Origin of the sequence: Roseateles amylovorans, assembly GCF_025398155.2 — a bacterium.
Classification (GTDB): Bacteria; Pseudomonadota; Gammaproteobacteria; order Burkholderiales; family Burkholderiaceae_C; genus Roseateles; species Roseateles amylovorans.
In genome coordinates this window covers 3,978,713-3,991,625 of sequence record NZ_CP104562.2, presented here as the reverse complement: position 1 = coordinate 3,991,625, position 12,913 = coordinate 3,978,713, and the positions used below count along the sequence as shown (strand labels likewise).

Annotated in this window: 9 protein-coding genes; 4 read left to right on the top strand and 5 right to left on the bottom strand. The window is 67.2% G+C overall.

Annotated features, from left to right (window positions below; genetic code table 11):
* Positions 1-22 precede the first annotated feature (22 nt).
* A complete protein-coding gene (locus N4261_RS16555; protein ID WP_261756385.1) occupies positions 23-1,633 on the bottom strand; it encodes a sensor histidine kinase in 1,611 nt (536 codons plus the stop codon).
* Positions 1,634-1,992: 359 nt separating this feature from the next.
* Between N4261_RS16555 and N4261_RS16550 the strand changes: the two genes are divergently transcribed.
* From N4261_RS16550 to N4261_RS16535, 3 genes are all read left to right on the top strand, one after another.
* A complete protein-coding gene (locus N4261_RS16550) occupies positions 1,993-3,735 on the top strand; it encodes an Hsp70 family protein (RefSeq protein WP_261756384.1) in 1,743 nt (580 codons plus the stop codon).
* Positions 3,735-5,621 carry a hypothetical protein gene (locus N4261_RS16545; protein ID WP_261756383.1) on the top strand — a complete coding sequence of 629 codons (1,887 nt, stop codon included), beginning with the start codon at positions 3,735-3,737 and terminating at the stop codon, positions 5,619-5,621. The genes N4261_RS16550 and N4261_RS16545 overlap by 1 nt, the downstream gene beginning before the upstream one ends.
* A gap of 295 nt (positions 5,622-5,916) precedes the next feature.
* Positions 5,917-6,627 (top strand): glutathione S-transferase N-terminal domain-containing protein, encoded by a 711-nt coding sequence (locus N4261_RS16535; RefSeq protein ID WP_261756382.1) that lies wholly within the window; start codon positions 5,917-5,919, stop codon positions 6,625-6,627.
* A 425-nt stretch (positions 6,628-7,052) separates the two neighbouring features.
* Here the strand turns inward: N4261_RS16535 and N4261_RS16530 are convergent, their stop codons facing one another.
* The 4 genes from N4261_RS16530 to N4261_RS16515 form a co-directional block, all read right to left on the bottom strand.
* The gene (locus tag N4261_RS16530) at positions 7,053-7,283 is read right to left on the bottom strand and encodes a SlyX family protein (RefSeq protein WP_261756381.1); all 231 of its coding nucleotides are present in this window, start codon (positions 7,281-7,283) and stop codon (positions 7,053-7,055) included.
* Positions 7,280-9,160 (bottom strand): DUF885 domain-containing protein, encoded by a 1,881-nt coding sequence (locus tag N4261_RS16525; protein ID WP_261756380.1) that lies wholly within the window; start codon positions 9,158-9,160, stop codon positions 7,280-7,282. The genes N4261_RS16530 and N4261_RS16525 overlap by 4 nt, the downstream gene beginning before the upstream one ends.
* A 125-nt stretch (positions 9,161-9,285) precedes the next feature.
* Positions 9,286-11,151, bottom strand: a complete 1,866-nt coding sequence (feoB, locus tag N4261_RS16520; protein ID WP_261756379.1) for a ferrous iron transporter B — start codon at positions 11,149-11,151, stop codon at positions 9,286-9,288.
* A complete protein-coding gene (locus N4261_RS16515) occupies positions 11,144-11,431 on the bottom strand; it encodes a FeoA family protein (protein WP_261756378.1) in 288 nt (95 codons plus the stop codon). Before N4261_RS16515 ends, feoB begins: the two co-directional genes overlap by 8 nt.
* A 477-nt stretch (positions 11,432-11,908) precedes the next feature.
* Between N4261_RS16515 and N4261_RS16510 the strand changes: the two genes are divergently transcribed.
* A complete protein-coding gene (locus tag N4261_RS16510) occupies positions 11,909-12,889 on the top strand; it encodes a BMP family lipoprotein (protein WP_261756377.1) in 981 nt (326 codons plus the stop codon).
* Positions 12,890-12,913 lie beyond the last annotated feature (24 nt).

Below are 12,913 nucleotides of genomic sequence, written 5' to 3'. Positions count from 1 at the left end.
TGGCGCTTTCACCCGGACTTGATCAGGCCACCCGCAAGTCCACCCAGGCGGGGATGGTCAAGGTGAAGCGGCTGCCCTGGCCGCGGCCGTCGCTGGCGACCGCGATGTCCGCGCCATGCAGCGCGGCCAGCCGCCGGCTGAGCGCCAGCCCGATGCCCAGGCCGCTGGAGCGCATGTTGGAATCCTCCTGCACCTGCTCGAACATGCCGAAGATGGCGGCCGCCTGTTCGGCGGTCAGGCCCACGCCGTTGTCCTGGACCTCCACGCAGACGTTGGACGACTGGCGACGCACGGTCACCTCCACCCGCCCGCCGTCATCGGTGTACTTGGCCGCATTGGTCAGCAGGTTGCTGACGATCTGCACCAGCCGGGTGGCGTCCCCCTTCACGAAGACCGGCGGCGTGGGCGTGTTCACCCGCACCTCATGCCGCTTCGCGCCGATGAGCGGTGCCGCGATCTCCAGGGCGTTTTCCACCACCGCGGCCATGTCCACCTGAGCCATGCGCAGGTCCAGCTTGCCCAGGCTGATGCTGGACAGGTCGGTCAAGCCGTCGATCTGGGTGGCCATCGCGGTGACCTGTCGGTCCATCATGCCCAGCACGTTGCTGGATTCGGTCTCGCCGAGGGCGGCCGTGCGCAGCAGGCGAACCCCGTTCTTGATGACGGACAGCGGCCCGCGCAGTTCATGCGCCAAGGTGGCGATGAACCGGTTCTTGCGCTCGCTCTCGATGCTGAGCCGCGCATTCAGATGCTGGCTGCGATGGCCGGCGTCGCGGCTCAGGGTCACGTCCTCGACGATGCCGGCCCGGCCCACCGCCTGGCCGTCCTCATCATGCAGGGTGCGCCAGAGCGCGCGCAGATGCTGCAGTTGGCCTTGGTCACCGCGGATCGAGAAATCCAGCTCCGGCTCCTGATGCGCGTTGTTCTCGGCCCGCCAGGCCTGCAAGACCCGATCACGGTGGCCAGGGATGACAGCGTCCATCCAGTCATTGCCGTGATGTTCACCGAACAGCTGTTGCCACCGTTCGTTGGTGTAGGTGAGTCGGCCCGCATTGTCGGCCGCGAAGAAGGGGAACAGACCTGCTTCGCTGAGGGAGCGCAAACTCCGTTCTGCGATGCGTTCCGCGAGGCGTTCGCCGGCGGTGCCGCCACGCCGCTCCAGCAGGCCGGCCGCGACGGTGCCCAGCGCCTGCAGCGCCTGACGCTGGCGCGGCTCCAGCAGCCGCGGCCGGGCATCCATCACGCACAAGGTGCCGACCTGCTCGCCATCGGCCAGGATGAGCGGCACGGCGGCCACAAACTGCGGTGCGTCGCCGTCCAACTGCTCCTTCAGGTCGGACAGGCCCGGCGCCGACGCCAGCTCCTTGACCTCGAAGAACTCCGCCTGCCCGATGGCATGCGCACCCAGTACGGCCACGCTGCTGCCATCCACCGGCTCTGCGCCGACCCAGGCCTTGAACCGGACATAAGCCCCACTGGACAGCCCGACCAGCGCGGTCGGCGTGTCGCAGACCAGTGCGGCGGAACGAGCCAAGGCGTCAAACGCCTCATCGGGCTCGGTGTCGATCGAGGGTTGACCTCGCCACGCAGCGCGACGCGCTCGCGGGCTGAGGGATTCTTGTGCGGAACTCATGATGGCTGGGGTGTGGCGCACAGGCTCCAAGGGTTGCCGGGATCGGTTGATTTGACCGGCTCGCCACACCGCGCTGCGTAGGACAAGGTCGCATCGCGCTGCCGGACAGTCCAGATAGCGCACCGTCAGCTCCCCAGGCGCCCTCCGAAGCGTTCACTCATCCATCGCTTGTTTCCGGATCGCGACAGCCGACCCTGCGCTTCATTCCGAACTGCGAACTCTGTCACGCGCCGCAGTGACTCTCCCCGCCACCCACCCGTGAGGGCGATAGGGTGTCGGTCGCCTGATCCGATAGCGTGTCGTCGCCATGCCGATGCCGCGTGGTCCCACGCCCAGCTCTGCCCAGCTTCCTCATTCCCATGTCTGATTCCCCATTTATTCCCGACATCGTCGGCATCGATCTTGGCACCACCAATTCCCTGGTGGCCTGCTGGCAGGAGGGCGCGCCGCGGCTGATTCCCAATGCGCTGGGCGCAACCCTGACCCCCTCGGTGGTCAGTGTGGACGACGACGGCAGCTACCTGGTCGGCGCCGCCGCCAAGGACCGGCTGCAATCGCATCCCGAGCACACCGTCGCCAGCTTCAAGCGCGGCATGGGCACGGCCAGCACCTTTCGACTGGGCGGCCGCAGCTTTCGCGCCGAGGAGCTGTCCGCGCTGGTGCTGAAGTCGCTGCGCGCGGATGTGCGTGCCGCCTTTGGCCGGGACGTCGACCGGGCAGTGATCACCGTGCCGGCCTATTTCTCGGATGCACAGCGCAGCGCCACCCGCAATGCGGGTCTGATTGCCGGCTTCACCGAGGTGAGCCTGCTCAATGAGCCCACCGCCGCGGCGCTGGCCTACGGTCTCAATGAACGCGACGACAGCCAGTTCCTGGTCTTCGATTTTGGCGGCGGCACCTTTGATGTCTCCATCCTGGAGCTGTTTGCGGGGGTCATGGAGGTGCGTGCCACGGCGGGCGACAACCAGCTCGGCGGTGACGATGTGGACGCCTGCCTGGAGCGCTGGGTGATGGAGAGCGCCCGGCTGCCGGCCTCGCTGCAGCGGGACGAACGCTTCCTGTCCAAGCTGAGGGCGCGGTGCGAGGCGGCCAAGCGGGCGCTGTCGGCCGGCGGCAGCACCGTCATTGCCTTCCAGCACGAGGGTCATGCGGTGGACCTGCGGCTGTCGGTCGAGCAGTTGGAACAGATCATCCAGCCGGTGCTGGAACGGTTGCGGCATCCGGTGGAGACGGCCATCCGCGATGCCCGGATCGGGGTCAAGGACCTGTCCGCGGTGGTCCTGGCCGGTGGCAGCTCGCGGCTGATGCCGGTGCGGCAGTTGGTGACCCGGCTGTTCGGTCAGTTTCCCAGCGCCAGCCTGAATCCGGACGAGGTCGTCGCCCTGGGCGCTGCGGTCCAGGCCGGGCTCAAGGTCAATGCCGCGGAACTGAGCGAGCGGGTGATGACCGACGTGTGCCCGTACACGCTGGGCATCGAGTCCTCGCAGCAACTCTCGGCCGATCGGTTGAGCCACGGGTTCATGGCGCCCATCCTGCCGCGCAACACCGTGATTCCGGCCAGCCGGGTGCAATCCTTCTCGCCGCTTCATCCCGAGCAACGCCTCATCCATGTGCGGGTCTACCAGGGCGAAGCCCGCATGGTGCGCGACAACATCGCGCTGGGCGATTTCAAGGTCGAACTGCCACGGCCGGTGGCCGGTCGATCGCCCCATATCGATGTGCGCTTCACCTACGACGTCGACGGCCTGCTTGAAGTGGAAGCGACGCCGAAGCTGGGCGAGGACGCCTGCGGTGAACCGCAGCGGCTGGTGATCCAGAACTCGGAGGAGCGGCTCTCACCCGAGCAGGTGCGGGAGCGTCTTCTGGCCCTGGCCGAACTGAAGATGCATCCGCGTGAGCGCATGGAAGTGCGCGCCTTGCTGGCCCGCGCCGAACGTCTGTTCACCCAGCTGAGCCTGGATGAGCGTGATCGGCTGGGTCATGCCATCACCCGCTTCGAACTGGAGCTGGAAAGCCAGGACCACAGCCGCATCGACGCCGCCAGCGAGCATCTGCGCCGGGTCATTCGTGACTGCGAGGCCGACTCGCCCCTGGGGATCTGATGCCGGTCCTGCTCCCGCTTTATTTTTTCGCCCTCGGCCTCGACGAACACGCCACCGAGGCGGACATCAAGACCGCTTACGCCACCCGGCTCAAGCGCATCGACCGCGCCAAGGACCCCGAAGGCTTCCAGTCCCTGCGTCAGAACTATGAAGCGGCCCTGGCGCATGTGCGCGAGGGGCGTGGCTTCGTCCATCTGGATGAGGCCGATCTGACAGGACGCCCGACGTGGGCCACGCAGGAGGCGCCAGAGCCTTCGTTGGACGCGCCTGCGGGGGAATCGCAAGACCCATCCCGCAACGGGGCGCACGACGAGCCGCGCGGCGAACCTCAGTCTCCATCGCAGCGGGACTCTGAGCCTGCATCTCACGGTGACTCACGCGCGGATGTCGCTGCGGAGCCCTCGGGGCGCCCCGCTGCCGGCCCCTCGGAAGAGCCGCCGCAGCAGCCGACCCCGGCCCCGGCCTCGGTCCCGGCTCCGGCGCCTCGTCGGGCGCCCCCTATCGAGCCGCCGGTGGATCCGGCCACCGCCGCCGCACAAGCCTTCGACGCACTGGCTCAGGCGCTGGCGCGGCTGAACCTGCAGGATCTGCACACCGCGATCCGACGCCTGAGCGAGACGCTGGCCCAGCCGTCGCTGGCCAGCCTGGCCGCAGGCGAGGCCTTCCAGCAACGCGTCGTCCGGGCGCTGCTGGACCGTGAGCTGGGCCGCTACTCGGCGCTGCTGTTCTTCGCGGCGGTGGAGACCTTTCGCTGGGATCAGAAGCCGGTCGTGGCATGGGACCTGACCGACATCCAATCGTCAAGGTTGCGGCGATGGATCGATGCGGCGGTCGCGTTGGGCCCGGGCGAGCGCAGCAGTTGGCTGTGGCTGTCCGAGGAGCCGCGCTCCGCCTTGCTCAACTACCTCGGCGCCGGGCCAAACTTCGATTGGACCAGTCCGCTCGAAGAGATCTGCTGCGAACGCGGCGAGCGCGACCATTGGCGCGCGCTGTGGCGGTTCCAGGCGGAATCGATCCCGGCGCTGGGGGACCCGCCGGCGCCGTCACCGGTCGGCTGGCGGGCGTGGCTGCGCTGGCTGGCGAGTCGCGACGCGTGGCTGATTGGGCTGCCGCTGATCGTCTTCGCCCTCGTGATCGTGCCGCTGGGCCGTTGGGGCCAGCATCGGCAACTCAACCAGCAAGAGATCTCGTGCCACACCAAACTGGGCGAGGCCCAGTCGGCCGGTTGGCAAGGCTTGAGTCCCTGGGACATCGAGGCGCTGCAGACCTGCTCGCGTGACCACCCGCCACCGCGCTGCGACGACCGGGAAAGTCTGCGCCGGCTGGTGACGATCGCGCAGGTGCTCAAGCAATCCTCCCATGGGGCTGAGCTCGAGGAGACCTACTTCCTGTCGGGCAGCAGCGGCCTGCAGCTGGATCCAGGCGATGGCACGCTGGTGAACGCCGGGGCGGACCGCTGCGGCGACACCTTCGGCAGTCTGATCGAGTCGGGCGGCTGGCTGCGCCTGGGGCATGTGCCGACCGCCCAGGCCATCACCCGTCAGGCGGCCCACTGCGTCATGGCTGCCCACGCCTTGCCGCCGGAGAAGGCGCGTCTTCAACGCAACGCGTGGGTGCGGGACACCTGGGCGCTCAAGCTGCTCAGCCGCACCGACGCGTGGCGGGAAGCGCAGCATCCCGGCGGACTGGACGGTGCGCCGCCGCCGGAAGTGAAGGTGTCCTCGCTGGTGTCGACCGATCCGCTGTTGCTTCAGCCCGGTCCGCTGCCCAATGAGAAGGCCTGGCCCGCTTGCAGCAATGCGATCCCGCGCGCCGTGCCCCAGGCCGCGGCCAGTGCGGCGCCGAGCCCGACGGGAGATCGACGCCCGATGCTCCAAGTACGCTGAGCCCGGCGGCGAAGGTCAAGGAGACTCCCGCTTCATCGGCCTGGTGCCGCAGCACCTGATCGTCGGACGGGCCCACCGGGCGCTGGTGTCCGCAGACATCCAGGGCCATTGGATGCCGCGCTGGAACCGGTTCGCCTCAGCCTTGCGATGAGGCCGCCGTGGGTGGGCACATTGTCCTTGACCTGTCTTGAGCAAGGTCTCTTCAGCGCGGACGAGAATCGCCGCTCGCTTTCGTCGAGAGGGAGGGCCCACCAGGCCCTCGTTCCTCCATCAAGACCTGTCACCGGAACGCCACATGACGGACCTGTCCCGCTTCCCCATCACCCAGAAATGGCCCGCCCAACACCCCGAGCGCCTGCAGCTCTACTCGCTGCCCACCCCCAATGGCGTCAAGGTGTCGATCCTGCTGGAAGAACTGGGCCTGCCCTATGAGCCGCACCTGGTCAGCTTCCAGACCAACGACCAGTTCTCGCCCGAGTTCCTCTCGCTGAATCCGAACAACAAGATCCCCGCGATCCTCGATCCCAACGGACCGGGCGGCGAGCCGCTCGCCTTGTTCGAGTCCGGCGCCATCCTGATCTATCTGGCCGAAAAGGCCGGCCGCTTCCTGCCGACCGATCCCGCACGTCGCTACGAGACGCTGCAGTGGGTGATGTTCCAGATGGGCGGCGTCGGACCGATGTTCGGCCAGCTCGGGTTCTTCCACAAGTTCGCCGGCAAGGAGTTCGAAGACAAGCGTCCGCGTGACCGCTACGTGGCTGAATCAAAACGCCTGCTCGGCGTGCTCGAGCAACGCCTCGCCGGCCGGGACTGGATCATGGGCGACGAATACACCATCGCCGACATCGCCATCTGGCCCTGGGTGAATACCTTCGTCAGCTTCTACGAAGCCGGTGATCTGGTCGGGTTCTCGGACTTCAAGAACGTTCAGCGTGCGTTGGCGGCGTTCCTGGCTCGAGACACCGTGCAGCGAGGGCTCAACAGCCCGGCGCGGCCGGTGGTCTGAAGCTTCTTCTTGGGGTAGGGCCCTTCGCCCCACCCAGCGCAGAGAGGGGCAGCCGGGGTCCGTTTTCTCCATGTCCTCCTTCAGCGGACTTCGTCCGCTGAATTCCCCCTTGACTTCCGAAAACGGACCCCGGCTGCCCCTCTCTCGAATCACCGAGCGTCCACACCCCACACCCCACACCCACACACCGCTGCACACCCCGCCGCGCACACCCCGCCGGGTACCCACACATTTGCAGATCGACCCGAGTCGCTCGAACCGCAATCGCCATCGTCAATCTGATGGCAGCGGATTGACGTCCTCGTCTAACGGCACTCGTCCAACGGCTGACGGCCAACAGTCAACGGTGGACCTGACGTGATGGCGTCGGAGCGAGAGCCGGGGGCCGGCGTAGGCGTGGGCTCGGAGGGGGCGGCGGGCCCTGCTCAGTAGTGCGGCGGCAGTTCGTCGCGGAGGCTGCCCTGGCCGTCGCCGCGGCCTTCGGGGACCTGGCGGCGAAGCTGGGTGATCTCGCGGACCAGGGCGTCGATCTGTTCCTGTTGTCGGGCCACCTGGGCGTTGAGGTGGTCCATCAGGTCCTCGGCGAAGCTGGCCTTGATTTCGAGCTCGGTGATGCGGGCCTCGAGCTGGGTGACGTCCGGGGCGCCTTGGCTCATCGCTTTGCCTTTTCGGACATGAGTTCGGCGATGACCGGCACGGGCGCGCTGCCATAGCTGAGGAATTCCTCGTGGAAGTCCTTGAGCTTGAAGCGGTCACCCAGGGCCTGCTGGCGTTGTTCTCGCAGTTCCATGATGTCCGAGTAGCCGCTGAAGTAGCTGGTCAGCTGGACCGACGTGAGCTGGACGCGGCGCCATTTCTCGCGCGCCTCGCGTTCGGTCTGGAAGGCCTGGCGCCTCAGCAGGTCCAGGGCCTGGTCTTCGGTCATGCCCAGCACATGCACGCTGTAGTCGAGCAGGGTGTTGGTGACGCTGCGCAGGTTCCACTTGCTGTACATCAGCCACATCTCGGGCGCGTTGTCGCCGTAGCCGGACTCCAGCATCATGCGTTCGCCGTAGACCGCCCAGCCCTCGACCATCGCGCCATTGCCGAACAGCGCCTTGACCAGCGAGGGCGACTTGTTGGCATGGACCAGCTGGGTGTAGTGGCCCGGCACTGCTTCGTGGATGTTGAGGATCTGCAGGATCCAGTGGTTGTATTCGCGCAGGGTGCTTTCGGCCTGGGCGTCGGTCAGGCCGTCCAGCGGGGTGACGTTGTAGTAGGTGCGGTCCTGCGGGCGATAGGGGCCCGGAGCCTCGATGCCGGCACCGGCCACGCCGCGCTGGTAGACCGGCGTTTCACGCACGATGAGCGGACGGCTGGCGTCCATGGTCAGCAGGTCATGCTGCGCAATGAAGCGCTCGAGCTGCGGAATCTGGGCGCGGATCTCGGTCACGAAATCCTCGCGTTTGACGTGGCGTGCCGAGAGCTTGTCGATGACCGCGCCGATCTTGGCAAAGCGGTCCGCCGGCTTGGGCGCGTCGCCCTGGGTCTGCGTCCACAGCTGGTCGGCAATCTGATCCATGCGGGCCAGCAGCGCTTCGCGCGCAGCCAGCGCCTTCTGGTACATCTGCGCCGCGCTGTGAGCCGACTGGATGTCGAAGCCGAACTTCTTTTCGTAAAGCGCCTGGCCGAGCCGGAAGCTGCGGGCCTGACCCTCGCGCTGCAGCGTCTCCAGGCGTGCCGTCAGGGCGGTGCGGTAATCGTTGACCGCCGCGCGGGCAGCCTCGATGCGCTGGGCCAATTGACGGCGATCGTTGGCGGTCAGTGCCGCAGCCTTGGGGTCGGTGGCTGCTTTGGCGATCTCATCGATCACGCTGATCACGCCGGGGGCCTGGTCGATGGCGAGCTGGGTGTGTTCCAGCGTCGGCTGCTTGAGACTGGCAGCGCCGGCGCGGTAGTAGGCCGGCACCAGCGCCAGGCGTGCGGACAGGGACCGCAGCCGCTGGGGCAGGGGGGCGTACTCGGTCGACAGGATCAGGTCCAGCTGGCTGGCGACGTTGACGTTGGCGGGGTTCCATTCGAACTCCCGCAGCTCGGTCAGGGCGAAGCGGTCGGCGCGCAGGCGGTTCAGCAACTGGCCGAGGTCGGTGCGGGAGGCCGGGCTCAACGTGCTGCCGTCGACCGCCTCGAATCGCTGCAGCCATTGCTGCGAGAACGCCAGGGCGCGGGCGCGGGTGGTGTCGTCAGGAATGTTCAGCTTGCCGGCGAATTCATAGCGACCAGCGCCCACGGCCGATTCCGGATCCAGGCGCCAGAGGGCTTCGATGTAGTCGTGCGCCAGGCGCTGAAAGCGCGCATCGGCGGGCGCGAGCCCGGACGCCTTTCGGGCGGCCTTGGCCGTGGCCTTTGCCGCGCTCTGTTCCGGGGCGGTGGCGCCGGTCGGCGTGCCGGAGGCGGCCTGCGCCAGGGGCGCGGCAGACGCGATCAATCCGGCGATGGCCAGTGACAGGGCGCCCAGCGCGGGCCGGAAAGAGGGGGAGGTGATGTGCTTCATGGGGCGCCAGCATAGCCGGCGCCCCGGCGCTGCCAAGCCGGGGAATCCGCCTTGGTGCGCACTTCGGTGAATCAGTGCGGCCGCGTCAGTGCGTGCGCTTCAGCGCGGCCATGTCAGCGCCGTCGTCAGCGCAGCAACCAGGTGCTGATGTGGAAGGTCAGGTACGAGGCGACATAGGCCAGCACGAACAGGTAGCCCAGCATCAGCGCGGGAATCTTGATGCCGCCGGTTTCCCGCTTCACCGCGGCGATGGTCGACAGGCATTGCGGCGCGAACACGAACCAGGCCAGCAGCGAGAACGCCGTAGGCAGGCCCCAGGTGGAGGCGATCAGCGGGGTCAGGGCCTGTGCGGTGTCCTCGCCGGTGGCGGCCAGCGAATAGACCGTGCCCAGCGCGCTGACGGCGATCTCGCGGGCGGCCATGCCCGGGACCAGCGACAGGCTGATCTGCCAATTGAAGCCGATGGGCTCGAAGATCACCGCCAGGCCGCGGCCCAGGTAGCCGGCAATGCTGTATTCGATCGCCGGGCCGGTGGCGCCCTCCGGCGGACCCGGGAAGGTGGACAGCAGCCACAGCAGCAGAGTCAGCGTCAGGATGATGCCGCCCACGCGCTTGATGAAGATCTCGGCGCGCTGCAGCAGTCCGATCAGCACATTGCGCGGATGCGGCCAGTGGTAGCTCGGCAGCTCCATCATCAGCGGGCGCACCTGGCGGCCGCTGTTGGTGAAACGCTTGAGCACCCACGCCACCGCCATGGCCGCCACGATGCCGGCCAGGTACAGCACGAACAGCACCAGCCCCTGCAGCTCGAAGCCGCCCCAGACCTCGCGGTTCGGAATGAAGGCGCCGATCAGCAGCGCATAGACCGGCAGCCGGGCCGAGCAGGTCATCAGCGGCGCGATCAGGATGGTCACCAGCCGGTCGCGCGGATTGGCGATTGAGCGGGTGGCCATGATGCCGGGAATCGCGCAGGCGAAGCTCGACAGCAGCGGGATGAAGCTGCGGCCCGACAGACCCACCGAGCCCATCAGCCGGTCCAGCAGGAAGGCGGCGCGGGGCAGGTAGCCCGACTCTTCCAGCAGCAGGATGAAGAAGAACAGGATCAGGATCTGCGGCAGGAAGACCAGCACGCCGCCCACGCCAGCGATCAGGCCATCCACCACCAGGCTACGCAGATGGCCTTCCGGCAGCAGGGCGCCCGCTTGCTCACCCAGCCAGCCGGTGCCGGCTTCGATCCAGCCCATCGGCGCTTCCGCCCAAGCGAACACCGCCTGGAACAGCAGGAACAGCAGCACCGCCAGCAGGATCGGGCCCACCACCGGATGCAGCAGCACACGATCGACCTTGTCGCTGGGCAGCGCGCCTTGCAGCGCGTCCAAGCCCAGAGCCTTGAGGATGTGCTGGATGCGTTGCTGGTCTTCGCCTTCCGGTTGGGTGATCCCCGCCGACTGCCAGCGGTCGGGGTTGTCCAGCAGGGAGCGCAGTTCGTCCAGGCCCTCGCCGTCGGTGGCCACGGTGCTCACCACCGGCACGCCGAGCAGCTCGCTCAGGCGCTGGGTGTCGATCTGGATGCCGCGTCGTGCGGCGAGGTCCACCATGTTCAAGGCGACGACGCACGGCACGCCCTGACGCTGCACCGCAAGGAACAGTCGGAGGTTGCGCCGCAGGTTGGTCGCGTCCAGGACGCACACCACCAGGTCCGGCCGCTTCTCGCCCTGGGCGCGGCCGGCCAGGACGTCGACCGTCACCCGCTCGTCCGGCGAGCGTGGATACAAGGAATAGGTGCCGGGCAGGTCCAGCACCCGCAGCAGCTTGCCGGCTGCGGTCTTGAGCCGGCCTTCCTTGCGTTCGACGGTGACGCCCGCGTAATTCGCCACCTTCTGGCGGCTTCCGGTCAGTCGATTGAAGAGCGCGGTCTTGCCGCAGTTCGGATTGCCCACCAACGCCAGCAGCGGACCCGCCGGATGCACATGGATGACGGCCTCACGCATGAGCGGCTCCGGCATCGGTGCCGTTCAACGGCTGCAGTTGCACGCACTCGGCCTCGGCGCGTCGCAGCGCGAAAGTGGACTGGCCGATGCGCACCACCATCGGATCCTGGCCGGGCAGGGCCCGTGCCAGTACCGCCACGTGCTCGCCAGCGACGAAGCCGAGCTCCTCCAGCCATTGCTTCCATTCCGGGGCATGCGCCGGCGCCTGCAGCGTGTGAACGCGGTGCGCCTGGCCGATTTCAGCCTGGGCAAGAGTGGGGACGGGCAGAACAGCGCTCATGGGAAGACGTGCGTGGCAAGCCTGGAACAGGGAAGCCGAGAATTCTAAATGAAACTAATTCTCAACTCACAGGAACTGCGGTTGACCCGCTTCGGTTCAGCAATGGGCGATCTGCGCGCGATGGTCCATCGCGATCGGACGGGTGTGCGAGCGGATGGAATCGGGATGCGGCGGTCAGGTTCTAGAGGCTGGACCCCAGCGGGAATGCGTCCGCAAACGTTTAGCGTTTTCCTTAGAGTGAACTACACTCGCGCCTTCTTAGAATGCCCCGCTGGGTGTGCGTCCAGCCCCATGTCGAGTTGAATCCCCGGCTGCTCTGGCAGGTGAAGGTGGGTGACATGGCGCGAATCGTGCATGCTGGTGGGCGGTTCGTCGCGAAGGTCGCGGCGGATGCGCTGACTGACGTTTTTGCATCGAACTGACACGGCCTTTCGGGGCCTACTTTTCACCGAGTTTGGGACTGCAATGAAGCCTTCCATGTCGCTTTCCTCGTTCAAGCTGGCCGCCTTGGCGTTCGCGCTGGTGTCTGGCGCGGCGGCCGCGCAGACCACCCCGGCGGTGATCTTCGACATGGGCGGCAAGTTCGACAAATCCTTCAACGAGGCCGCCTATCGCGGCGTCGAGCAGTGGAAGAAGGACACCGGCGGCAAGTACCTCGAGTTCGAGATCAGCAACGAGACCCAGCGGGTGCAGGCGATCCGCCGCATGGCTGAGCGCGGTGCCAGCCCGATCATCTCGGTGGGCTTCGCGCAGGCTTCGGCGCTGAACCAGGTGGCCAAGGACTTCCCCAAGACCAAGTTCGTCATCATTGACGAGAAGGTCAATCAGCCGAATGTGCAGTCGGTGCTGTTCAAGGAGCAGGAAGGCAGCTTCCTGGTGGGCGCCCTGGCGGCGATGACCAGCAAGACCGGCAAGGTCGGCTTCGTGGGCGGCATGGACATCCCGCTGATCCGCAAGTTCGAATGCGGCTATGAGCAAGGCGCCAAGGCCGCCAATGCCAAGGTCGAGGTCTTCAAGAACATGACCGGCACCACCGCGTCGGCCTGGAATGACCCCACCCGCGGCGGCGAGCTCGCCAAGGCCCAGTTCGCCAAGGGTGTGGATGTGGTCTTCGCGGCGGCGGGCGGCACCGGCGTGGGGGTCTATCAGGCCGCCAAGGATGCCGGCAAGCTGGCCATCGGCGTGGACAGCAACCAGAACCATCTGCAGCCCGGCACCATGCTGAGCTCCATGGTCAAGCGGGTGGACGTGGCGGTCTACAACGTGCTGAAGGAATGGAAGCCCGGCATCAGCGTGCTGGGCCTGAAGGAAGGCGGCGTCGAGTACGCGGTCGACCAGAACAATGCCAAGCTGATCACCCCGGCGCTCAAGACCAAGCTGGAGGCCTACAAGGCCGACATCATCGCCGGCAAGATCAAGGTTGCCGACTACATGGCGGACAACGCCTGCAAGAACTGATCCGGCATTCGCCGCTTCGCACGC